General features: G+C 37.5%; 23 protein-coding genes, 3 tRNA genes and 1 pseudogene. 18 read left to right on the forward strand and 9 right to left on the reverse strand.

Annotated elements, in window-relative coordinates; genetic code table 11:
- The 4 genes from ACSC97_RS12520 to ACSC97_RS12535 all read left to right on the forward strand — a co-directional run.
- Positions 1–177, forward strand: a 177-nt coding sequence (locus tag ACSC97_RS12520) for an integrase core domain-containing protein (protein ID WP_436661270.1), incomplete at its 5' end; no start/stop codon positions are given.
- 133 nt (positions 178–310) lie between these two features.
- Entirely contained in the window at positions 311–1,372 is a 1,062-nt protein-coding gene (locus ACSC97_RS12525; RefSeq protein WP_436661249.1) for an OmpW/AlkL family protein, read from the forward strand.
- A 392-nt stretch (positions 1,373–1,764) separates the two neighbouring features.
- Complete coding sequence (locus ACSC97_RS12530; RefSeq protein WP_004682636.1) at positions 1,765–3,111, forward strand: MFS transporter; 1,347 nt, start codon at positions 1,765–1,767, stop codon at positions 3,109–3,111.
- 75 nt (positions 3,112–3,186) lie between these two features.
- Positions 3,187–4,401: an alginate export family protein gene (locus tag ACSC97_RS12535; protein WP_436661251.1), complete on the forward strand. Its 1,215-nt coding sequence runs from the start codon at positions 3,187–3,189 to the stop codon at positions 4,399–4,401.
- 231 nt (positions 4,402–4,632) lie between these two features.
- Here ACSC97_RS12535 and ACSC97_RS12540 read toward each other — a convergent pair whose 3' ends face one another.
- Positions 4,633–5,811 carry a trypsin-like peptidase domain-containing protein gene (locus ACSC97_RS12540; protein ID WP_436661253.1) on the reverse strand — a complete coding sequence of 393 codons (1,179 nt, stop codon included), beginning with the start codon at positions 5,809–5,811 and terminating at the stop codon, positions 4,633–4,635.
- A gap of 189 nt (positions 5,812–6,000) precedes the next feature.
- Between ACSC97_RS12540 and ACSC97_RS12545 the strand changes: the two genes are divergently transcribed.
- The 6 genes from ACSC97_RS12545 (at position 6,001) to ACSC97_RS12570 (ending at position 8,609) form a co-directional block, all read left to right on the forward strand.
- Positions 6,001–6,759, forward strand: coding sequence for a Nif3-like dinuclear metal center hexameric protein (locus tag ACSC97_RS12545; RefSeq protein WP_436661255.1), 759 nt, complete (start codon positions 6,001–6,003; stop codon positions 6,757–6,759).
- Positions 6,760–6,903: 144 nt separating this feature from the next.
- The gene (locus tag ACSC97_RS12550; protein WP_004963006.1) at positions 6,904–7,530 is read left to right on the forward strand and encodes a superoxide dismutase; all 627 of its coding nucleotides are present in this window, start codon (positions 6,904–6,906) and stop codon (positions 7,528–7,530) included.
- A gap of 147 nt (positions 7,531–7,677) precedes the next feature.
- A tRNA-Asn gene (locus ACSC97_RS12555) sits at positions 7,678–7,753 on the forward strand.
- Positions 7,754–7,761: 8 nt separating this feature from the next.
- Positions 7,762–7,837: transfer RNA gene (locus ACSC97_RS12560), tRNA-Asn, on the forward strand.
- Positions 7,838–8,033: 196 nt separating this feature from the next.
- Positions 8,034–8,109: transfer RNA gene (locus ACSC97_RS12565), tRNA-Asn, on the forward strand.
- Positions 8,110–8,165: 56 nt separating this feature from the next.
- Complete coding sequence (locus ACSC97_RS12570; protein ID WP_004912322.1) at positions 8,166–8,609, forward strand: DUF2726 domain-containing protein; 444 nt, start codon at positions 8,166–8,168, stop codon at positions 8,607–8,609.
- An 18-nt stretch (positions 8,610–8,627) separates the two neighbouring features.
- Here ACSC97_RS12570 and ACSC97_RS12575 read toward each other — a convergent pair whose 3' ends face one another.
- From ACSC97_RS12575 to glnA, 5 genes and pseudogenes are all read right to left on the reverse strand, one after another.
- The gene (locus ACSC97_RS12575; RefSeq protein ID WP_004912325.1) at positions 8,628–8,834 is read right to left on the reverse strand and encodes a hypothetical protein; all 207 of its coding nucleotides are present in this window, start codon (positions 8,832–8,834) and stop codon (positions 8,628–8,630) included.
- 116 nt (positions 8,835–8,950) lie between these two features.
- A pseudogene (locus ACSC97_RS12580) lies at positions 8,951–10,291 on the reverse strand (lipase family protein).
- A gap of 107 nt (positions 10,292–10,398) precedes the next feature.
- On the reverse strand, positions 10,399–11,280 hold the full coding sequence (gene ubiA / locus ACSC97_RS12585) for a 4-hydroxybenzoate octaprenyltransferase (protein ID WP_004963022.1): 882 nt from the start codon (positions 11,278–11,280) through the stop codon (positions 10,399–10,401).
- A 15-nt stretch (positions 11,281–11,295) separates the two neighbouring features.
- Entirely contained in the window at positions 11,296–11,787 is a 492-nt protein-coding gene (locus tag ACSC97_RS12590; RefSeq protein WP_039048088.1) for a chorismate--pyruvate lyase family protein, read from the reverse strand.
- A gap of 124 nt (positions 11,788–11,911) precedes the next feature.
- Positions 11,912–13,327: a type I glutamate--ammonia ligase gene (gene glnA, locus ACSC97_RS12595; protein ID WP_005402324.1), complete on the reverse strand. Its 1,416-nt coding sequence runs from the start codon at positions 13,325–13,327 to the stop codon at positions 11,912–11,914.
- Positions 13,328–13,948: 621 nt separating this feature from the next.
- On the opposite strand from glnA, the gene ACSC97_RS12600 reads away from it, so the two are divergent.
- Positions 13,949–14,533 carry an anthranilate synthase component II gene (locus ACSC97_RS12600; RefSeq protein ID WP_004912335.1) on the forward strand — a complete coding sequence of 195 codons (585 nt, stop codon included), beginning with the start codon at positions 13,949–13,951 and terminating at the stop codon, positions 14,531–14,533.
- 357 nt (positions 14,534–14,890) lie between these two features.
- Positions 14,891–16,249: an L-cystine transporter gene (locus ACSC97_RS12605; protein WP_436661260.1), complete on the forward strand. Its 1,359-nt coding sequence runs from the start codon at positions 14,891–14,893 to the stop codon at positions 16,247–16,249.
- Between the two features lie 83 nt (positions 16,250–16,332).
- Here the strand turns inward: ACSC97_RS12605 and ACSC97_RS12610 are convergent, their stop codons facing one another.
- Positions 16,333–17,124 carry an MOSC domain-containing protein gene (locus tag ACSC97_RS12610; protein ID WP_436661262.1) on the reverse strand — a complete coding sequence of 264 codons (792 nt, stop codon included), beginning with the start codon at positions 17,122–17,124 and terminating at the stop codon, positions 16,333–16,335.
- Between the two features lie 254 nt (positions 17,125–17,378).
- On the opposite strand from ACSC97_RS12610, the gene trpD reads away from it, so the two are divergent.
- From trpD to ACSC97_RS12640, 6 genes are all read left to right on the forward strand, one after another.
- Positions 17,379–18,428, forward strand: coding sequence for an anthranilate phosphoribosyltransferase (gene trpD / locus ACSC97_RS12615; RefSeq protein WP_035338689.1), 1,050 nt, complete (start codon positions 17,379–17,381; stop codon positions 18,426–18,428).
- 9 nt (positions 18,429–18,437) lie between these two features.
- Positions 18,438–19,244 (forward strand): indole-3-glycerol phosphate synthase TrpC, encoded by an 807-nt coding sequence (gene trpC / locus ACSC97_RS12620; protein ID WP_112987620.1) that lies wholly within the window; start codon positions 18,438–18,440, stop codon positions 19,242–19,244.
- Between the two features lie 137 nt (positions 19,245–19,381).
- The gene (locus tag ACSC97_RS12625) at positions 19,382–19,858 is read left to right on the forward strand and encodes a GNAT family N-acetyltransferase (RefSeq protein WP_436661265.1); all 477 of its coding nucleotides are present in this window, start codon (positions 19,382–19,384) and stop codon (positions 19,856–19,858) included.
- A 159-nt stretch (positions 19,859–20,017) separates the two neighbouring features.
- Positions 20,018–20,707, forward strand: coding sequence for a Smr/MutS family protein (locus ACSC97_RS12630; RefSeq protein ID WP_243482944.1), 690 nt, complete (start codon positions 20,018–20,020; stop codon positions 20,705–20,707).
- A gap of 90 nt (positions 20,708–20,797) precedes the next feature.
- Positions 20,798–21,346 carry a GTP cyclohydrolase I FolE gene (folE, locus tag ACSC97_RS12635; RefSeq protein ID WP_017397502.1) on the forward strand — a complete coding sequence of 183 codons (549 nt, stop codon included), beginning with the start codon at positions 20,798–20,800 and terminating at the stop codon, positions 21,344–21,346.
- Positions 21,347–21,359: 13 nt separating this feature from the next.
- Positions 21,360–21,722: a cupin domain-containing protein gene (locus ACSC97_RS12640; RefSeq protein WP_004955226.1), complete on the forward strand. Its 363-nt coding sequence runs from the start codon at positions 21,360–21,362 to the stop codon at positions 21,720–21,722.
- Between the two features lie 37 nt (positions 21,723–21,759).
- Here the strand turns inward: ACSC97_RS12640 and ACSC97_RS12645 are convergent, their stop codons facing one another.
- Positions 21,760–23,640, reverse strand: coding sequence for an Lnb N-terminal periplasmic domain-containing protein (locus tag ACSC97_RS12645; protein WP_436661268.1), 1,881 nt, complete (start codon positions 23,638–23,640; stop codon positions 21,760–21,762).
- 84 nt (positions 23,641–23,724) lie between these two features.
- Positions 23,725–24,195, reverse strand: coding sequence for a DUF3015 family protein (locus tag ACSC97_RS12650; protein ID WP_004912357.1), 471 nt, complete (start codon positions 24,193–24,195; stop codon positions 23,725–23,727).
- Between the last annotated feature and the right edge of the window lie 197 nt (positions 24,196–24,392).

Below are 24,392 nucleotides of genomic sequence, written 5' to 3' on the forward strand. Positions count from 1 at the left end.
AGCGTTAAATATGAAGAGGTGTATCTCAAAGCTTATAGCAGTGTCACAGATGCGAAAAAGCAATTGAGTGCATATTTTGAGTTTTATAATCTGAAACGACCTCATTCGAGTCTTGACAAAATGACACCAAATGAGTTTTACTATGATCAGGTACCCCAACAAAACAAGGTGGCTTAACTAGAGCGGAATATCACTTATAAATACGCTTTTAGTTGTTCAAACATGTGGGACCACCTCTCAAACTATTTAGTAAAAAACGCTATCTTTTGAGAATAAAAAGTTTCAATAAATCGGACATGGAGTCCTTCTGATGAAAAAACACAAGCTTTACCTTTCCCTAAGTTTAGGAATTGCTAGCCTACTACCGACTGTTAGTTTTGCTGAATCATCTTATTTTAGTCTAAAAGATAGTGATGGTTTTAAACGCTTTTCCATTTCAGCAGGTTGGTTACATGCTATGCCTCAAGGAAGTGCCAATCCATTCAATATCAATACCAGCGTAGCTGAAGGAACATCATCTAAGGTAGGTTCTGTATCTAAACAATCTGTATTGGATGCCGCTGATCGTAGTTCAAACCCACTTTTATACGGCGCCATCAAAATTTTACCTACTGATACTCTTCCTTCATTACTAACAGGAACTGCAACGATTAATGGTTTATCTAATTGGCAGGCTCAAGGCACTGGAATAGAAGCTGATGATGTTGATACCTTAGGTATTATGGCCAATTACCATTTCACTGATAATTTATCACTGGAAATTAAAGCAGGAATTCCGCCCAAAGTTGATATACAAGGCAAAGGAAATATTTATGCCCCATTATCAGGTTCAGCCAATACACCACTTGGGTCAATCGATTTAAAGCAAGATATTCATATCACTGATCTGACACAAGGTGGTAAAGCAGCAACAGCGCGCGCGTGGTTACCTGCCGTTGAACTGCACTATCAGTTTGGAAAATCTGGAGTAAATAAATTTCGCCCTTATGTCGGTGCAGGCGTGATGTATGCCTATTTTAATGACTTAAAAATGAATTCTGGTATTGAGTCTGATCTCATCAAAGCAGGTCACAGGATTCAAAATATTCACGATGGACAAGCAGGTGCAGCGTTGGATGGAAAAACATCCTCAGCCGACCCTATTGTTAAACTCGAAGCAACAGATACTTTCGCCCCTATCGTAACTTTAGGAGCAACGTATGACTTTAATCCAAATTGGTTTGCTGTTGGTTCTGTTTCATATTCAAAAATGAATAATGAAGCCAAAATTTACGTAACTGATAAGAATACAGGTAAAGAGCTTATTCGAGCTAATACCAAAATTGATATTGACCCACTTATCACTTATGTCGGAGTCGGTTATCGATTCTAAGATGAGTTACGTATAAGAGCAGCTTCGGCTGCTTTTTTATTTTCGCCATGTTTTAAAACATTATGAAGAATAATTGCGCACACAAAAAAAGCCATTTCAGTGCAATTTCTGATAATAGAATTAAACATAACTCATACATAAGATTGCGCTATTTTTTACTTAAACAAAAAACACAATAGATTTTAATTATAAAAATTTTATTAATTAGAACTTTAAATTATTCATTTGGTTGAAAATAATTTCTGGCATGACACTTGCTATATATCCTTCATGATGAATCAACGTAGATTCACAAACTTTTTTGTTGACGGCCAACGATGTCCGTTCTGTTCGATGTGCTCTCGCAAATATTGCGAAGCAAAAATTAATAACGTTCAGTTCAGGAGAAGGCTATGTCTTCAAATATGAATTTAGATGCAAAAAAAGCGACTGAAATAAAATTATTCAGCTTTTCCACTCCTGCGATGCGCGCCTTCCATATGACATGGCTTGCATTTTTCGTGTGTTTCTTCGCATGGTTTGCATGTGCGCCATTAATGCCAGTCATTAAAGGGGAATTTAATTTAACCAAAGATCAGATTGCAAATATCAATATTGCGGCTGTTGCCATCACTATTCTGATTCGCCTAATCGTTGGTCCACTTTGCGATAAGTACGGACCTCGTAAAACATACACTGCATTATTAATCTTGGGCAGTATTCCAGTATTCGGTGTTGCAGCAGCAAATACCTATGAGTCGTTCCTTTTCTTCCGCCTTTTAATTGGTGCAATTGGTGCGAGCTTCGTTATTACTCAATACCATACCAGCGTTATGTTTGCGCCTAACGTTGTCGGTACAGCAAATGCAGCATCTGCAGGTTGGGGAAATGCAGGTGGTGGTGCAACACAAGCAATCATGCCGTTAATTCTCGGTGCAATTGTGATGTTTGGTGTAGAACAAGCAATGGGCTGGAGAATTGCACTGCTTGTACCTGGCATTATGATGGTAATTGTTGGTGTACTTTATTGGAAACTTACTCAAGACTGTCCACAAGGTGATTTCAAAGAATTACGTGCGAACGGTGTCGAAGTTGGTAGCGGTAAAAAAGGTGGAATGGCGATTTTAATGCAGGCAGCACGTAACTACCGCGTTTGGATCCTATTTGTCTCTTATGCAGCATGTTTCGGTATCGAAATCTTCATTCATAATATTGCAGCAATGTACTACGTCGACCACTTCAACATGGGTTTAAAAGAAGCAGGTTTAACTGCGGGTATCTTTGGTCTTCTCGCACTATTCGCTCGCGCACTTGGTGGTATCGTATCGGATAAAGTGGCACTTACTAAAGGATTAGATGGTCGTACAAAAGTTTTATTCATCCTGATTTTACTTGAAGGCTTGTTCCTCATTTTATTCTCTCAAATGAATACAATTGGTTTGGCAATCATCACGATGACTGTGTTTGCATTATTTACACACATGTCATGCGGTGCGACATATGCATTAGTACCATTTATTGATCGTAATGCACTTGGTGGCGTAGCAGGTATTATTGGTGCAGGCGGAAATGTGGGTGCAGTCGCAGCAGGTTTCTTATTAAAAGGCTTACTTGATGTTCAAACTTGTTTGATGATTTTGGGATGCCTTGTGACTGTAGCTGCATTCACTGTCGTTCTCATTCGCTTCTCAGTTGAACACAAAGACAAAGAAAAAGAATTATATGAACAAGCTTTGCTTGAGCGTAATTTAACAACCTAAATGCATACTTTTAGAGGATGAGGCTTTCTCATCCTCCCTCTCTCCAAATTCAAATACTTTATTAAGGATACTGCGATGAAAAAATTTTCGTATTCATTAATCACGCTTGCATGTTTATCTACCCTTACTTCAGCATCAGATGATTTTTTCTCTCAAACAAAACTTAGCTTAGATACTCGCTTACGTTACGAGCTTGTTGATCAAGATAATACGCTCAAAAATGCAGATGCATGGACATTACGTATTCGTCCTACAATCCAAACGGGTTCATGGTACGGTCTAAGTGCATTCGTTCAAGGTGAAGGTACAGTCGAGATTAATGATGAATTTAATAGTACTCGAAATAGTCAAACTCAATACAGCACTGTTCCTGATGCTGAAAACTTGCAACTCAATCAAGCCTATTTAAAATATGTTTACAACCCTAATTTTGATTTAACCATAGGTCGTCAAACAATTAATTTAGATAACCAACGTTTTGTAGGTGCAGTTGCTTGGAGACAGAATGACCAAACCTTTGACGCTGTAAGTTTGAACTATAAACCTTGCAAAGAATTTGGATTATTTTATTCATATATTGATCAAGTCAATACCATTTTTGGTAGTGAAGAACCTGAGCCTAAGTTCATTCAAGCCCAAGCGAGTAAACAAGAAAGTAAAATTCATTTGATTCAAGCCAAAATGAATTACAATCCTCTTTTAAATGCTGTGGTTTATGGTTATTTGATGGACTTTGAAGATCTTGCTGCATGGTCAAATCAAACCTATGGTTTGAGAGTGACAGGTAAGAAAAATGACTTCAAATATTCAGCAGAATATGCAAATCAAACAGAATATGCAGACCAACCAACCGATTATGATGCTGACTACTATGCTCTTGAGCTGGGTTACAATATATCGAGTCAATCAACAACTATTGGGGACATTTCGATTGGTTATGAAGTTCTTGGTAGTGATGATGGAAAAATTGCATTCCAAACACCATTAGCAACCAAACATAAATTTAATGGTTGGACGGATATGTTCTTAACGACGCCTGCCAATGGTTTGAAAGACTTGTACATCACATCTAACTTTAATATTTTCAGCAAAGGGAAACTGGGTACGGAATTGCATCAATATCGAAGCGAGGAAAAGAATATAGATTACGGTCAAGAATATTCAATTTCTTATAGCCATACCCTACCAATCAAAGGTTTATCTGCTCTAGCAAAATATTCAGACTATCAAGCAAATGATTTTGGTGTTGATACACAAAAATTATGGTTACAGGTCGATTATAAATATTGATCAACAACCATTCACTTTAATCCAGTGGAATTGAATGCACTTAATCATTTCATTTGATTCACTTTATTAACCAAGGTGCAGAAATTGAAAAGGTTAAGTTGCGATGAAATGTCATCAAAGCATCAAAAAACTGTCATCAAAATATAAGAATTGACTGGTTAAATGAAAAATAAAAAAGCTTAAAAAACTAAAAAGCTTGCTGATTGACCTTCAGCAAGCTTTTTTCTTTGATTAACGTTTTGGTAATGGTATGTACTGTGACTGAGCATTTTGTTGAACTTTTCGCTCACCAACTTTCACTTGCAGCGTTTGTTGTTTTCCATCACGCTCAACGATCACATTAATGATGCTTTCAGGTGCTTGTAATGCTACATAATTAATTAAGTGAGATGCGGATGTAATCTGCTCATTATTCACTTGAATAATTTTATCATTACGCTTCACCCCTGCTTCATCCGCAGGTCCACCACGTAAAACATCTGCAACAACAACACCTACAGATTTGGATGCAAATACATCTTGCTCGACAGTGTTCGGAATTAAGCTAATACCTAACCAACCACGCACAACACGTCCATCTTTCAAAATTGAATTTAGAACTTGTTGGCAGACATTTGCAGGAATCGCAAAACCAATTCCAAGTGATCCACCTGATTGCGAGAAAATAGCGGTATTTACACCGATCAAGTTACCAGCGACATCGATTAATGCACCTCCTGAGTTACCTGGATTAATTGCAGCATCTGTTTGAATAAAGTCTTCGTAGGTATTAATGCCAAGATCTGAACGACCAGTAGCAGAGATAATCCCTTGAGTCACTGTTTGCCCTACACCAAATGGATTACCAATTGCGAGAACGACATCACCTACTTCATTACCACTTAATTTAAATGGCAATACAGGAAGCTTATCCAACTCAATCTTGATCACAGCTAGATCTGTATCAGGGTCTGTGCCAATAACTTTTGCTTCTGCACGACGACCATCATGCAAAGCAACCACAATATGTTCAGCCTGAGCGATCACATGATTATTCGTCAGAATATAACCGTCTGCACGAACGATTACTCCAGAACCTAAACTATTTTCATTCTGTGGTTGTTGTGGCATTTGATTACCAAAAAACTCACGAAATACTGGATCATTGAGCAATGGATGATTCAACTGTTTGACTTTTTGTGTAGTAAAAATATTGACTACAGCAGGCGCAGCAACTTTAACTGCAGCACTATATGAAACAACGCCACCAGCTCGTGTCGTATCAATCAGAGGTTCAATTTTTTCAGCAGGCATTTTTACACCATCAGCTGCAACTGTTGGTTTAGGTTGATGAAATCTCTGCCAAGCCAGAAAACTAAATATAACAAGAATGAGTAATACCCAAGGTAACCATGTAAATGCACGGCGCACGTCTATTATCCTCTAGGCGAAATTAGTTTATGAGTAAGTAAAATATTGATGAACTAGAAATTTCTATCATTGTAAAGTAAATACCTTAAAATCAATGCAAAAGTTAAAAAAGTTTTGTCTAGCTTTAGTTACATTTAAAAATATGTTTTTATTATTCACAATGAGAGTGTTAACAATCTGAGGATAAGCATGGCTAATTTGCATGAAATTGTGCAATGGTGTAATCAAACTTTAAAAACCAACGAATTTAAAGACTATGCTCCTAACGGCTTACAAATTGAAGGTCGAACTGAAGTTAATAAAATTCTTTGCGCTGTCACAGCATCTGAAGATGCAATTGATGCAGCAATTGAGCAAAATGCAGATGTTTTGCTCGTACATCATGGTTACTTTTGGAAAGGCGAACCGTATCCAATCACAGGAATGCGCGGTAATCGAATTAAGAAATTAATCCAAAATAATATCTCTTTAGTGGCTTACCATTTACCTTTGGATTCACATCCCACGCTTGGTAATAATGCCGCAATTGCAGATTTAATTGGTTTAAACCATTTGGAAGCTTTGGATCCATTTAAAAAGTATCCAATTGGCAATATTGGCTACCTAGAAAGTCCATTAAGCCCTGAACAGTTCAAAGAAAAGTTAAAAAATATTTTTGATTTTAATATTCTCCATTTACCTTGCAGCAAGAACACTATTCACAAGGTAGGTTTTTGTACTGGAGGCGCTCAAGACTTCATTGCAAAAGCAGCTGAAGCCAATTGTGATGCATACATATCTGGTGAAGTCAGCGAACGCACTTTCTACGAAGCAAAAGAGCAAAACGTCCATTATTTTGCATGTGGTCACCATGCAACAGAACGTTATGGCGTTCAACGTTTAGCTAAGGCAATCGCAACACAATTTTCAGTAGATACAGATTATTTTGAGTTAAACAACCCGATTTAATTAAATTGAATAATCCGATTTCATTTATCGTTTTTAATTGAACCTTTATTGTATATCGTTCTTTAAAAGACTGCCCTATTGTGTTTGGAATCATTTACAATAGAGCCACTTAACGTAAAACCCAGCAATTGCAAGGATTGGAACATGACAACCATTACTTTACCTGCACTTCCATATGGCTATGATGATTTAGCTCCGCATATTACTCGCGAAACTTTAGAATACCATCACGATAAACATCACAATACTTATGTTGTTAACTTAAACAACTTGATCAAAGGCACAGACCTTGAAGGTAAATCTTTAGAAGAGATCATCAAAGCATCCGCTGGTGATGCTTCTAAAGCAGGTATCTTCAACAATGCTGCTCAGGTTTGGAACCATACATTCTACTGGAACAGCATGAAGCCAAACGGTGGTGGTAAACCAACTGGCGCGATCGCTGCGAAAATCGAAGAAGCTTTTGGTAGCTATGAAAAATTTGCAGAAGAATTCACTGCTGCTGCAACAACTCAATTCGGTTCAGGTTGGGCTTGGTTAGTTGCTGATGAAGTTAACGGTAAATTATCAATTACTAAAACTTCAAACGCAGATACTCCACTTGCACACGGTCAAGTTGCAGTATTAACAATTGACGTATGGGAACATGCTTACTACATCGATTTCCGTAACTTACGTCCAAAATACATTGCTACTTTCTTAGAAAGCTTAGTGAACTGGGACTACGCTAACGCTAAATTAGCTGGTCAGCCAGCTGGTGTAGAGAAATAATTTTTTATTTCTTGCGTAAAAACTGCCCATCTCGGGCAGTTTTTTTATTTATCCAATCATAAAAGAATAATTATCAAGCAAACAATTCATTTTATTTACTATTCTTGTTGACGCATCTGAAATTCATCCCTAAAATGCGCATCAGATTCTCCAATAGCTCAGTCGGTAGAGCGACGGACTGTTAATCCGCAGGTCCCTGGTTCGAGCCCAGGTTGGAGAGCCATCTATTATTCTCCCATAGCTCAGTCGGTAGAGCGACGGACTGTTAATCCGCAGGTCCCTGGTTCGAGCCCAGGTGGGAGAGCCAAGATTCAAAAAAGCCTATATCATTGATGTAGGCTTTTTTATTTCCCCCAATTCTGTCAAATAAAATCAGTTTTCATTTCCTTATCGCTAAAATCTAGAAAATGATGATAAAAAATACAATTAAATCAATATTTAAATTTTTTAGCTTAAACTCACTTGACCTACATCTGCTTCATGCATAGAATGCCTACCTAGATTCTCCCATAGCTCAGTCGGTAGAGCGACGGACTGTTAATCCGCAGGTCCCTGGTTCGAGCCCAGGTGGGAGAGCCAAATTCTAAAAACCCGCTCACTTTGAGTGGGTTTTTTATTAACTATTTGATTTGAATATGCTGGACTTACTTCAAACTATTTTCCTAGTTATTGGATGCATAAGTAGTATTATTCTTCTTGTTAGCTTTGTTCCTTTTTTTCTACCTAAACAAAAATTCTTTCCTAGATCAGTCATTAGTTCATTTGAAACTCAAATGTTCCTTCGATTAAAACAAGCCTTCCCCCACTACCACGTTCTGACTCAAGTGGCTTTTAGTGCATTAATTACTAGTGATCATTATAAAATTCGAAGCAAATTTAATCGTAAAGTTACAGACTTCGTGCTACTCAATAAAGATATGAAAGTTGTTGTGATTATTGAATTAGATGATCCGAGTCATCTCGGAAAAGAGCAGGAAGACAAACAAAGAGATCAAATGTTACAAGAGGCAGGCTATGATGTCATTCGCTATACTGAAATTCCATCCATAAAACAATTACAGATGGATATTCGTTCTTAAAAACAATGGTATAAGCATTTATTCAGCATTCTTAGCTTGTTCAGCATTTTTTTGATCTTCAAACTTCTTTGCAATCTCAGCACGTTGTTGATCATATTTACGTTTTGTTTCTGCATCACTTCTTGCCGCAATAAAAGCCATACCAACAATAAATATTGGTATCAATAAACCCAAAGCCATTAAACCCCATGGGATTTGCTTTTTTTCAACTGAATTCTGACTCATAGTATTCAAAATGCGCTATCAAAATCGATGCAACAATATAACAAAAAAGAGCCCCACTGATGAGACTCTTTTTTGATTTACAAGTTCTAAAATCTAATCACAATATCGTTGAATAATTAAGAACTCACGCCTGTACACTGCGGGTCTTTGCTTGCATCAATTTTTGCAGGATCAATCACCACATTTGTCTTTGCTGGCATTTTCGCTTGAATAAAGTTATAAATGTCTAAGTTTTTACATACGATCGCTTGCGTATGTGTTGCATTAAGCACAGGTTTTAATTCCACCTCATCAGAACCTAATGCCTATAAATTAGCTACCAATGCCTGAGTCACTGGGAAAGGAACGTTAGTGTCAGCTGTACCTTGTACAACTAAGACAGGCTTATCAATACGCTTAGTTCCTGGCTGATTATCTACCAAAAACTTCTGAACGGTTGGATTGGTTTTAAAATTGTTTGTATCTAATCCAGGGTAATCCATCACTTTTTTATCTGGATTATCCGTCATAAATTTGATGATATCTGCTTTAAACTTCTCGATGAGGCTTGCACTTGGGTCACTTTCATTATCAAGACATAAACCATTTTCACCTGTTGTACCTTCAGCAAACTCTGCTAATGATTTAGCGCGATCTTGGAAAATATCTCGATAATCAAATCTTGGTTCATATGCTTTGATACCAACACCCGTTAAAGCAGCGTATGCCAGTAGCGTTGCGTAAGAATCTACAGATACACGATTGGCTAACGGAACATTATTGGCTACTTCTGCCTGCTCGATGTTTGCCAATGCTGCCGGAGCGACTTCAAGAATAATCTTACCTAAACTTGAAGCTGGTGCGCCAGCAACCGCCCCTTTATAAGATACATCAGCATTTGCATATTCAGCCGCACCAATAGAAGCTTGCCCACCTTGTGACTGCCCTACTGACATCCATGCACCATTTAATTGGGTGCCATAACGATCTTTAACCGCTTGCATCGCTGAGATAGCAGATTTTGCTTCACTTGCTAAATTAAGATAGGGATGAATACCAGCCGTTCCCAAACCCTCGTAATCAGGTGCAACCACCACATAACCAGCGGCAAGTAGGGTTTCAGCTAAAATTCTAAAACGCGGATTAAGCACATTATTACTAGGAGCACAGCTATCTGCGACTCCCACTGTTCCATGTTCCCATACCACTACACGATAACCATCGCTTGGTGCAGCAACTTTAGGAAACATAACCATCGCAGTCGCTTTTGCTGTTTTACCCTGAACATTAGTCATGTTATAGGTCATAACTTTGATCGATGCTGCAAAAGTCAAATTATCTTTTGAATAGCTACTTTCTGAAATATATGTTTTATCCTTATTGCTGCTTGAATAACCATCATTACTGTCATTACACGCAGATAGAAATAAAGCAGAGATTGAAAAGCTAATTGCTAATCCAATTTTAGACCGTTTCATAAAATTTCCTTTTAGTCTTGTTTTTGTGTGCACGAAACTACATGCGACTTTATTAAGGCATAAAAAAAAGTGCTCTGCATAGAACACTTTTCAACTAATTGGTCATTTTAAACCACTAATTGTAAAAAAATTCCTAGAAAAATTATCATTCCAACCCATCTATTGTGACGAAATGCCCAAAAACAAAGTTGCGGATCCCTATCTAGAGTCTTAAATGTTTGATAAATAAAATCTCCAGCAACGACAATCAATCCAGCTATTCCAAAAGGTACAAGCAGACTTTCGATATACAATGCAATGCCGATCAATACCAAACTCACAAGCTGCAACACACCAATAATTTGTATATCGTAGCGACCAAATAGAATAGCCGTCGATTTGACCCCAATTTTTAAATCATATTCACGATCTGTGATCGCGTACTGGGTGTCATATGCTACAGTCCATGCCAAATTGCCAAAATAAAGCAACCAACAAGTCAAATCTGGGGTCTGCCCAACAGCGGCATATGCCATTGGAATTGACCAAGAAAATGCAGCACCGAGAAAAACTTGTGGTAGATGCGTATAACGTTTCATAAATGGATATATGAACGCTAACAATAACGCTCCAAATGACCAATAAAATGCTTCTATAGGCAAGAATAACAACAAACTTGCACTAAGCACTACCAAGGCTAAAAAAACAAACACTGCTTCCTTGGCTTTGATCACACCTGTGGCTAAAGGACGATTTTTCGTTCGTTCTACATGTGCATCTACTTTACGATCAGCAAAATCATTAATTGCACAACCTGCAGCACGCATAAATAAGCATCCCAAAGCCATGATTAGCAATATCTTAAGATCAGGTATGCCCTTAGATGCAATCCATAACGCCCACATGGTTGGCCAAAAAACCAATTCCGTACCAATCGGTTTATCAAATCTACATAGATAATAATAGGCTTCTAAACGTTGTCGCCATGTTATATGTTGCACTGTTTCCATGAGTAATCCTGAGAGTCAATGCTGTCGAATAAACTGTTCAAAAGCAGGCAAAAAAGTTTCCTGCACAATAAATTTACACCCATGCCATGTATAACAACTTTGCCTAGTCCAGCCCTCATCAAGTTGAATAACACGTCGCTCACACTGAGGATCAGTTCTTTGAAATAAGAACCAACCGATTGGCTTATTGCGTATATATTTAAATATTCTTGCTTTTTTTTGTAGACTAAGAATCGGGAAAATACTTTTTGCCTTCACCCAAGGCTCTCGCTCGCTACCATATAAATGAGTTTCACGTACCCAAGCAACATGATGGTAAGGCATTAACATCCATTTACTGTCAGCAAATGTTAAACGTTGATAATGCTCTCTAATCCGCTCAACATGGAAATCACCACTAGCAAGATCAGTAAGTTGTTGAGTTAATGAACCTGATGCGTACAACCATTTTTTTAATTCTTTAGGAATCTGCTTTGAATTTATTGTGTTTGGTCGTAAATTTCGCATGCTTGGCTCACTAAAAACATCGCATCTAGTTTACATGAATTTTTTAATAAAAAGCGTATGACTTTCAATTGAATCAAAAGCATAAAAAAAGCTCGCCGAAGCGAGCTTTTTTATTTGGGATGTATTACAAGCTGTAGTACATATCAAATTCAACTGGGTGAGTAGTCGTGTTAAGACGACGTACATCTTCAGTTTTAAGTTCAATGTAAGCATCTAACATTTCTTTAGTGAATACACCGCCTTTTAATAAGAACTCGTGATCCGCTTTAAGAGCATCAATCGCCATTTCTAAGTTGTGAGCAACTGTAGGGATTTTTGCTTCTTCTTCAGGAGGAAGGTCATACAAGTTCTTGTCAGCAGCTTCACCTGGATGAATCTTGTTTTGGATACCATCAAGACCAGCCATTAACAATGCAGCAAAACCTAAGTATGGGTTCATTAATGGATCTGGGAAACGTGCTTCGATGCGCTTGCCTTTAGGGCTAGAAACGTAAGGAATACGGATAGAAGCAGAACGGTTACGTGCTGAGTAAGCAAGCATAATCGGAGCTTCGTAGTGTGGAACTAAACGCTTATAAGAGTTTGTACCAGGGTTAGTAATTGCGTTCAAAGCACGAGCGTGTTTGATTACACCACCGATGAAGAACAATGCCATTTCTGATAAACCAGCATATTCATCACCAGCAAATAAGTTCTTGCCATCTTTAGAGATAGACATGTGAACGTGCATACCAGAACCGTTATCACCTACCATTGGCTTAGGCATGAAAGTCGCTGTTTTACCATATTGGTGAGCAACGTTCCAAACTGCATATTTGAACTGTTGAACTTCGTCCGCTTTACGAACTAATGTATTGAAGCTCACACCAATTTCTAATTGGCAAGAAGCAACTTCGTGGTGATGTACTTCTACACGACCTGGACCCATGATGTCTTCAATACGTGCACACATTTCAGCGCGCATGTCTTGGTGAGAGTCAACTGGAGGAACTGGGAAGTAACCACCTTTCACACGTGGACGGTGACCAGAGTTACCAGCTTCGTAATCTTTACCAGTAGACCATGCAGCTTCTTCAGCGATTAATGTATGGCGAGCGCCAGACATATCGATATCCCATTTAACTTCGTCGAAAACGAAGAATTCTGGTTCTGGACCAAAGAATGCTGTATCACCGATACCTGTAGATTTTAAATATTCTTCAGCACGACGAGCAATCGAACGTGGGTCACGCTCATAACCTTGACCAGTAGATGGCTCAATAACGTCACAAGTCACAACAACAGTTGGCTCAGCAAAGAACGGGTCAAGAAAACCTGTTTCAGCATCTGGACGTAAGATCATGTCAGAAGCTTCAATGCCTTTCCAACCAGCGATTGAAGAACCATCGAACATTTTACCATCTTCAAATGTATCTTCATCAATCGTGTCAGCTGGGTAAGTTACGTGTTGCTCTTTACCCTTAGTATCAGTAAAGCGAAAATCGACCCATTTTGCGCCACTTTCTTTGATGAGTTGAAGGACCTTGTTCGCCATGCTCATTTGCTCCAATGAAATTTATATGCACTTGTTAAGTGCGTGTTAGTTGTTGGTGTACAATTAGCAATTATCATACCAACAATTTTAAAGCATACCTAAAACATTGAAATTCTTTGCAGAAAAAATGCTTTAAGCTCCATGTCCTATGTCTTCTATAATGTTTGCAATCGCAAATGCACCATATTCACACATTTCCATTTCAGCTCGTCCCCAAAAAAGACATAATGAACCAAAATAGTGCAATATATGCAACAAAGAACTATTGTAGTGCTAAATTACGCCATCATTTATTAGCATAAATTGGCTTTTTATATCATTCTTTTGGAGTACATTCCAATCAATTCCACTGGACTTTCGATTCACCGACATGTTTTTTTATCAAACCTTTAAATTTTAAAATAATATTGCTAATTATTTGTGTGTCAAAAGCTCATTTTGAACTGACGACTTACACGACCAAATTAGAAATATTGAACATTGAGCTTCTGTTTTTGCTATGATTATTTACCCTAACGATCTTGAACATATTTTTATATATTCTTAGTAACGGATATTGAATTGTTTTGATCGGTCAATTGAATCCTAAAAGCACAATAAAGTGCATATTTTCAAAAGGTTATAATCATGCTTCTAATGATTGACAATTATGACAGTTTTACTTACAACATCGTTCAATACTTTGGAGAGTTGAATCAAGAAGTAAAAGTTGTTCGTAATGATCAAGTGACATTAGAGGACATCGAACGATGGCAGCCTAAATACCTAGTGATTGGCCCTGGTCCTTGTTCACCGACTGAAGCTGGGATTTCGATACCTGCGATCAATCATTTTGCTGGAAAAATTCCATTACTAGGCGTTTGTTTAGGGCATCAAGCGATTGGACAAGCTTTTGGTGGCAATATTATCCGTGCTAAAACAGTCATGCATGGTCGTTTATCTGATATGCACCATAGTGATAAAGGTATTTTTAGTAATTTACCCTCTCCTTTTGCTGCTACTCGCTACCACTCTCTTGTGATTGAACAAGAAACACTGCCTGATTGCTTAGAAGTTACCTGCTGGACTAATCAACCAGATGGCACGATTGAAGAAATTATGGGTGTGAAGCATAAAACCTTACCTGTTGAAGGCGTCCAATTCCATCCTGAGTCAATTTTAAGCGAACATGGGCATCAGATTTTTAAAAACTTCTTGGATATTTATGCATAATCGCAAGAATTAACAAATTCTCATTCTTTAAACAGCCTATTTTATGAATAGGCTGTTTTTATTTTGAACATATAAAATCAATATATAACTTATACACACTGGTTAAATTTTCATCATTAAAATCAAACAAGAAACATTTATTTAGAACAATTCATTCTTTTTCAATAATTAATCAACTTTTCATGCATTTTCAAAAGAAAATTAAAACATAGGTTTCTGACAATTTAGACTCCTTTTTAATTTTTTAGATTAACTATAGTCATAGGAATGATTAAGCTTCAGGGTAACTGGATGATAGAATCTGAATATTATTTTTTATTTATCTCCCCCTGAAATACCAATCAGGATAGCCTTATTGTGAATACCTTGGTTTTATTGAATATTATTGTATTTTTCTTGCTCATGGCAGGATTGTTTTTTACTTATCGACCAGATTGGAGCCTTGCAAAAAAAGTGCTCATCGGTATGGGTGTCGGTATCGTTTATGGTCTAGGATTAAAAGCGGTTTATGCAGACAGTCCGATTATTGCAGAGTCGGTGACATGGTTTAATTTAGTTGGTAATGGTTATGTTCAACTGTTACAAATGGTGATCATGCCACTTATTTTTATCTCGATTTTAAGTGCAGTTGTTAAACTTCATCAAACGACTTCGCTCGGTAAAATCAGTAGTTTCGTTATCGGTATTTTATTATTTACCACGGCGATTGCTGCTTTTGTCGGAATTAGTGTGACCAATTTATTTGGTTTAACTGCCGAGGGCTTAGTTCAAGGCACTCAAGAAACAGCCCGACTTGCTGCAATTCAAACTGATTATATCGGTCAAGTCACCAACCTTGATATTCCCAAGTTATTACTTTCGCTACTTCCGCAAAATCCTTTTGCTGATCTGACTGGAGTTCGTCCAACCGCAATTATTAGTGTTGTAATTTTCTCTGCTTTTTTAGGGGTTGCAGCACTTAAGCTGATGGATAAAGATCCAATCAATGGTGAGAGAATTCGGAATGGAATTGAAGCTCTACAAGCATTAATCATTAGCTTAGTACGTTTAGTCATGCAATTTACACCGTATGGTGTATTCGCATTGATGGCAAAAATGGTTGCTACGGCAAATGTTGCTGATATCGTGAAACTAGGTGAATTTCTTGTCGCATCCTATCTGGGTCTTGCGATTATGTTCATCGTCCATGCGTTGATTTTGCTATTTATCCGTGTCAATCCCATCGAGTTTTTCAAAAAGGTTTTTCCTGTTTTAACGTTTGCTTTTACCAGCCGATCCAGTGCTGCAAGTATTCCTCTGAATATTGAAGCTCAAACAAAACAACTGGGCGTACCAGAAGGTATTGCTAGTTTTTCAGCTTCTTTCGGAGCGACCATTGGTCAAAATGGATGTGCGGGACTATATCCTGCAATGCTTGCAGTCATGGTGGCACCAACAGTTGGTATCAACCCTTTAGACCCGTTATGGATTGCTCAACTTATCGTAATTGTGACTTTAAGCTCGATTGGGGTTGCAGGTGTCGGTGGTGGTGCAACTTTCGCAGCTTTAATCGTATTGCCAGCTATGGGTTTACCAGTAACATTAGTCGCTTTACTTATCTCAATTGAACCATTAATTGATATGGGACGCACTGCGCTAAACGTAAATGGATCTATGACAGCTGGTGTAGCAACAAGTCAACTACTAGGTGTTAGAGATACCGTGACTAAGGATTAAGATTTGTCAGGTCATAAAAGCCAATCATGCTATTTGTGATTGGCTTTTTTATTACAAATTATTTTTTAATCTAATCATTTCTATCAGAGAATTTTAACCTCTTCTCCAACTCGAATAATACCTTCTCCACGATGTAATGCATTTTGCCCCATCATCACCTTATTAACTTGTTTTCGATAAGCCAACATCGCCTGCATGACTTCGGGTTGCTTTTGACTAGTATTAAGATCAATCGTTGGAATGACACAGCGTGAGCATGGTTTAACTAGATCAAATACAATTTCACCAATTTGTATCTGCTGCCATGTGTCTTCTGCAAAAGCCTCACAACCAGAGATGACAATATTAGGTCTAAAACGTCGTACATCCAATGAATATCCAACTTTTTCGGAAAGAAATTGTACAGATGCCTCACTTAAAATCAAAAAGGGAAAACCATCTGCAAAACCTACACGATCTCCAAATTGTGCGTATTCAAGATCGACTTGGCGAATCGCTTCCTGTGGCATATAAACCAACTGTACTTTCTTGCCTAATTTATCACTGATCCAATCATTCACGGGATGATCAATACGATTTCCTTTTACCTGATCTTGCCACACAGTTACAAGACGTTCGTCTTTATAGCCCTGAGCCTCAATTAAACTGAGCTCCATATGTTCAGAGTGATAATCAAAGCGAATGATTTCTGATGAAATAGTAACTCCTATTTGTCCCATTTCAGCAATTTGTCGCTGAGTCACAAAACGACCATCGCAATCAACTAGCATCCATCTACGATCCCACTTTGGTCCAAAACTATCAATTTCCATTTCAGATAGTTGATTTCCTTTACAAGATTTCACTGGATAATTTAAAAGTTGACTGACGTACATATCGATATTCTCATCAAAATATTAATTAATTCAATTTTTATTAACCAAGTATAATAGTGGAAAATTATAGCAATATGTCTAAATTTAGAGCACATCAGCTTTTTATTCAAAGCATATAAAATCCACTTTATTTTCTGATAACATAACTCTCTAGCTTTTAGCTCAAGTATTACTCTTTCGTCATACCGAACCAATTGCGACCAAATCAGGTTATTTTCAAATTTTAATCAATCCTAATGCTGTAACTCATGACTATGAATATCCAACAGGCTCTGAATCACATTACTAAAAATATTCATCTTACCCAACCTCAAATGGAAGATGTAATGCGCAGTATCATGCAAGGTGAGGCAACTGATGCTCAAATTGGCGCATTGATGATGGGCTTGCGTATGAAGGGTGAAAGTATTGATGAAATAACTGCGGCTGCACGTATCATGCGTGAGTTTGCGATTAAAATTGATGTCAGTGATATTCCACATTTGGTTGATATTGTTGGCACAGGTGGCGATGGTCAAAATTTATTTAACGTCTCTACAGCATCTAGTTTTGTAATTGCTGCCGCTGGTGCAACCATTGCGAAACATGGCAATCGTGGTGTATCGAGCAAATCTGGTTCCTCTGATGTTCTTGAACAGATGGGCATCCAACTTGATTTAGATATGCAGCAAACTGAACGTTGCATCCGTGAAATTGGTGTAGGTTTTCTATTTGCGCCGAATCATCATAAAGCAATGCGTTATGCGGTTGCTCCACGTCGTGAGTTAGGTATTCGCAGTATTTTTAATTTACTCGGCCCTCTTACCAATCCAGCTGGTGTCAATCGTTTCGTCATAGGTGTGTTCTCAGATGAACTTTGCCGACCAATCGCAGAAGTTTTAAAACAACTCGGTGCAGTACATGTAATGGTTGTACATTCTAAAGATGGTTTAGATGAAATCAGTCTTGCTGCGCCAACTACTGTGGCTGAGCTTAAAGATGGTGAAATCACTGAATGGACACTTACACCTGATGAAGTAGGTATCCCATCGCAAACCCTTACAGGTTTAGTGGTAAATAGCTCAGAAGAAAGTTTAAAGTTGATCAAGGATGCTTTGAGTCGAGATAAATCTGAAATTGGTGAAAAAGCAGCAAATATGATTGCTTTGAACGCTGGTGCTGGTATTTACGTGGCTGGCATGACTAAAACATATAAACAAGCAGTTGAACTCGCTCAAGATATTCTTTATGGCGGTCAAGCCTTGGAAAAAATGAGTATCTTGGCTGAATTTACTAAAACATTGAAACAATATCAGGCTGACTAAGGACTTCTCATGATCGATATTCAAAATACCATTTTAGGTAAAATTGTTGACCGCAAACATGAGGAGCTTACTGCACGTTTAAAACAACGTAGTTTGCATGATGTAGAACAGTGGGCAAAAGAAGCAACACCTGTTCGTGGTTTTGCGAATGCTTTACAACACAAACGTCCCGCTGTAATCGCTGAAATCAAGAAGGCATCACCTTCCAAGGGCGTGATTCGTGCAGACTTTAATCCTGCGGAAATTGCACAGCAATATGAACAAGCAGGTGCAGCATGTCTCTCTGTTTTAACAGATGTAGACTTTTTCCAAGGTGCTGATGAGAATATTGCAATTGCGCGTCAGCATTGTGCCCTACCAGCATTACGTAAAGACTTTTTAATTGATCCTTATAATGTTGTTGAAGCACGTGCCTTACATGCAGATTGTATTTTGTTAATCGTGGCATGTTTATCTGATCAACAACTTGAAGAAATGTCAAAGACCGCATTTGAACATCAGCTTGATGTACTAGTCGAAGTACATGATGAACATGAGTTAGAGCGTGCATTAAAACTCTCTGAACAATGCATTTTAGGTGTGAACAATCGCAACCTTAAAACCTTTGATGTAGATTTGAATACATCTATCCGTTTGAAGAAGTTGTTACCTGCTTCTCGTGTGTTAGTCACTGAAAGTGGTATCGCCACTCCTGCTGATGTCCAAATGATGCAGGAAAATGATATTCATACTTTCCTAGTTGGTGAGAGCTTTATGAAACAGCCTAAACCAGATCAAGCATTTGCAGCATTGTTTGGAAAGCCTGAGCAAATTTAAATTTATAGCTCAATGCAAAGCCCAATTCTTATGATTGGGCTTTTTTTCATATCTCAATCTTATTTTGAAAAAGAATAATTATGAATAATCATTTAAATTTTATAATAAAGAACTATTCATATTTTTAGGAATAAACATTGAATATTGAGTTTTGTCTTCTAAGTAATATTGAAATCGCTGACATTATTTCGTTGCTAACTAACGACCGAGTGCTCAAACATATGCCTTTGGCTAAAGATAGCCTATTTGATGAAAAACAATGTCTCGCTTGGGTTAAGGGAAAAGAAAAACAATGGCAAGACCATGGTTATGGTCCTTGGGCATTTCTAGTCGACAATAAATTTGCAGGTTGGGGTGGGTTACAATATGAAGATGGAGATGCTGATTTAGCACTAGTGTTACATCCTCAATACTGGGGATTCGGCAAGAAAATCTTTAATGAAATTATAAGAATAGCATTTAATGAAATGGGGATAGAATCAATCACGATTTTATTACCCCCTACAAGAAATAAATTAAAAGGAGTTTATTTATTAGGATTTGAGCTGGAAAGTGAAATTATGCTTAGTGGTGAGCTTTTTATAAAATATAGGCTATATAAACCATCAATATGAAATAAGATGATTTAGATAATCAATAATTGTTTTTAGAATAGACCACTACCAAGCTTTCATTGATCAAAAAAATTATGTGAATCTGATTCAGTTCAAATCAACACGGTTTCAGACTATAATTTTCCATCCCTCTCGTATCTTACATATTTTCTTAAAATTATGAGTAAAAATGATTCTTCGCTTTCTAAAGATCAGTTTAATTTACTGAAAGCTTTTAAAAAGCAAATCTCAAATCCTCAATCCAGCAATCTTGCTAAACAAGCAGAGATGAAAAAATCTCAAGCTGTTGAAGAAGAAATGGAAGATACTGAGCTTTTTAAAAAAGCCTTAACAGGCGTAAAGCCAATTGATAACGGTAACATTGCACAAATCAAACCAAAGCGCGTAAAAAAAATTGATGCGCAAACCCTTGCAAAACGTGCAGCAGCTGAAGGTAGCGCTGAACAGGAACTCACTGAGATTTCAGATACTCAAGCGATTTTAAATCCTGTGGCAAGCCAAGCTGCATTAAGCTATCGAATTGCAACTTTACAGCACAAGGTATTTGAAGACTTAAAAGCAGGTAAAATTCGCTGGTTTGAAGCTGTAGATTTACATGGTTGTACTGTCGAGCAAGCACGCGCCGCAGTTTTACAAATCATTCAGATGGCTAAAGACGAAAATCAAAATGTCATCAAAATTGTTCATGGTAAAGGTCCAGAAGCGATTTTGAAAACCTATGTAAATGGCTGGCTTAGACAACATCGTGATGTTCTTGCGTTTGTTAGTGCACCTGAAAATCAAGGTGGTACGGGTGCTGTTCTCGTGCTACTAAAACGTGCAGAAAAGAATCCAAAGTACAAACAATAATCGGCATTTGACTCAAAATTAAGTTTTTGAATCGTTTTCTGATACAATTCCCGTTTTGTTCAACCCACCTAAGTGAACATTGTTATGTCTATGCAGCAATCGTACGCAAATATCTTAACTGCCGTTGGCGAAGATTTGAATCGTCCTGGCCTCAAAGATACGCCTATGCGTGCGGCTAAAGCTTTTTCTTTTTTAACTTCTGGTTATAGTAAAACACTTGAAGAAGTTACAAATAGTGCGGTTTTTCCATCCGATAACCATGAAATGGTATTGGTTAAAAATATTGAATTTTATTCACTTTGTGAACATCACCTACTCCCTTTTTACGGTCGTGTCCACATTGCATATTTGCCTGAAGGTCAGGTTTTAGGTTTATCTAAGTTTGCACGTATTACAGAAATGTTTGCGCGCCGTTTGCAAATTCAAGAAAACTTAACACAACAAATTGCTGAAGCTGTTGCCGAGGTGACACAAGCACGTGGTGTGGCTGTAGTGATCGATTCTGCACATATGTGTATGATGATGCGCGGTGTTGGTAAGCAAGAATCTACCACTCGTACTGTTTCTTTTGTGGGTGATTTTAAAACGGACAAAGATGCACGTCGTGAGTTTTTAAGCGCTGTCCCTGAAAGTTATTAATCAGAGCATTGTCATGTCTTCAATCCAATTAGCAGGCTTTGGTGAGTTAATTCAATCTGAAGCCAGCATTGATTATCCTCGGCCTGATCGTTTGGTTAAGGGCAATCCACAACGTCTTACCTATGACTTATATACACACCCACATATGGGATGTGGAATTTGGCAATGTGAAGTGGGTGCTTGGAACATTCAGTTTGCCGATAATAAACAAGAGTTCTTTCAAGTCATTGAAGGCGTTGTTCGTATTCATGATGCCAAAACAGATTCATATATTGAAGTTTCTGCGGGTCAAGCAGGTATTATCCCACCTGCATTTGTGGGTACATTTGAAGTGATTGAAACTGTAAAAAAATACTTTGTTATTGTTGAAGTTTGATAGATTTTTAATCTATCAAACTCTTTAAAATTTAATATTAGAAGAACCAAACATAGCCCAACCCAACTTTACTCCAGTCTTTATGATCTTGCTGTTCGAAGTTCCAATTCAACCTTAAAGCATTATTTGAACTTAAACTATATTGGAGTTGAGAACCTACTCTTAGATTCCACTGACTTTGATCTGCCCAGTAAGGCAATTCAATTTGCACAACACTATTAATATTGTCCGTCCATTTGTTCATACAACCAACCGTTGGTCCTAAACCAACTCGCCAACCTTTATCCAGCGAACGACCACCTTGAAAATGACTTTGCATTTGGGCATAACACAAATGTCGACGATCATAATCAGCTAAGCTGTAGCCGACCTGCATATTTAGGTTCATAACACCATGCTGCTGATCATCACTAAAATTTCCTTGATCTAGAGCTTCTTGTTTCCAACCTAAATTAAATCCCCAAGTAATGGGTGATTTAAATGGCTGAATAGGGTTATACGAATTTACAGTCAATAAATCTAAATGTTCGAGCTTGAGTTGATCATCACGATATTGAATATTACCGTCTAGAAACAATAATTGAGTACCTAAACGATAACCACCTTGAGGATCAATCAGATCATGGTAAGCCTGACGATGTCCTAACTCAATAAACTTCTGTCCTTGTAGTTCACCGACATTTACAGATAGATTTCTCGCATGATGTCCTTCAACAGGTTGCTTTTTAGGACGCTTAGGCTCTTGACGTTGCTTTTCAACATCAATTTGGCTTCTCTCGGCAAGTAGTTGTCTTAGCTGCGGCTGTGCAAAGTCTGCATCAACTTGACGACTGATATATTGCAGATACAAATCGTCATATGCCATTTCTAAGATTTTTGCTTGATCGTGTTGATTAAATTTCTCTAATAAAGGTTGAGCCTTTTGAATATCTTGAAATGCAATTTGATGGGCAACTTTAGCCAGCGGTGTACCGTGTTGTTTTGCTTGTGATAATAATTGAGTTTCCAAGGCTGGACGGTAGACCACCTCTTTGACTAAGTCTTGTTGATCAACTGCCTTTAACGTTTCAATCGGAATTGCAGCATAATTAAATTGTTTTTTTAAATCTAAGTTCGGACGAACTAAATCAATTAATCCAAGTAAACGATATGCACAATTATCACTTACGAAATAATAAGGAAAACTTACATGCTGCATTTCCCAGATATGTTCGACTAAGAAACGAGTCTCTTCAGGGGTTAAATTTAACTCATACTCCCACAAATCACGGCTTTCAAAGTCACCATACTCTTTTACTTTACGATAGTAAGGCATTAAAGAATATTCACCAGGATACTGCCCTGTTAGACCTTTCCAAGCAAATGACCAATTATCTTCACCACTGACTGTCGCTGCATAGTTTACTGCGTATGAAACTAAGTTCAGTTGTTTCTGATCTTTAGGATCTAAACGTAGTAAGGTATGCCCAAACATCGAACTAGGATTCCCCATAAAGTCAGTTGCATAAATCAACGTGGCTTTATAAGGTTTAATTTGATTAATCCATTGATCAAACTCAGGACACTTCACGATTGGAAGCTTTTCGATATCAATATTGAGTTGTTGGATCAACCAACGGCTACGAGCAGGAAATTTACAACGAATCGATTGATTCTCAGCTGAATTAATAAATAAAGCTTTTACATCGGCTTCTAATTCATTTTTTAAATTATTTTTTCCATCTTTTGCGTAAAAATATCCATCATAAGCAACCTCACTTTTTTGCGATTGATCAGCATACATTAGGCGTTGCCATGTGATGTCTTGGTGCAGTTGTTTCTGCTCGGCAATCTTCAAATAATTTTGTATATCGGTTTCAACTGAAGCATGTGCAAAATGGCACATTAAAGTAGTAATGGTACAAGTTATTAATTTCATTCAGTCGCAAATTTTAAGATTATTAAGAATAAATTATCTATAAGAAAACCCTGCCATTAAGACAGGGTTTTATGTTCAAACGTATTAAACGTAAGCTTTGAGTACAGCGTCTTTCGCCATTACACTTTGTAAAGAATCTAAAACTTGAAGCGTATTTTTATTTTTGCTTGAGTAAATTTCAGCAAAATTTGCTTTAGAAACAGCAAAGAAACGCGCTTTATCTGTTGCTTTGATCTGCATAAGTTCAGCAAGTACGTTTAAGCTTTCACCTTGACCTACTGCCATATCACGCGCTAAAGATTCAGCATTTTCATTTGTAAATGTAACGACTTGAGCCGTAACAGTTCCACCTTGACGGCATCCTAAAGTACCGAAAGTAATACCTAATAACTGGTTAGTAAAAATACCATTTGTAGTCGCAGCAAGGATTTTAGGTGCAATACCTTTTTGTCCTGCCCAAATTTGTGTACCAGCACCACAACCAACATCATTGTCTGCCATAGCTACACTTGAACCAGCTGCTAACAAAGCTGCTAATGCAATTTTTTTTAACATAGGAAAGATCTCCAGTATCAATTATTTATTGGTATTTGTTATCACTATCGTGCTTAGCATTAAATCTATACGCACGTGAATTAAAATAGACTTCTTGCAAAAATCAAAAAACGATCAACGTTTTGTTTGTTTTTTATCCACATTAAAAAGTCATGTTCTACTATCATGAGTACATGAAATATGAAAAAGTAAAGATG

Origin of the sequence: Acinetobacter sp. P1(2025) (assembly GCF_051390655.1) — a bacterium.
GTDB lineage: Bacteria > Pseudomonadota > Gammaproteobacteria > Pseudomonadales > Moraxellaceae > Acinetobacter > Acinetobacter junii.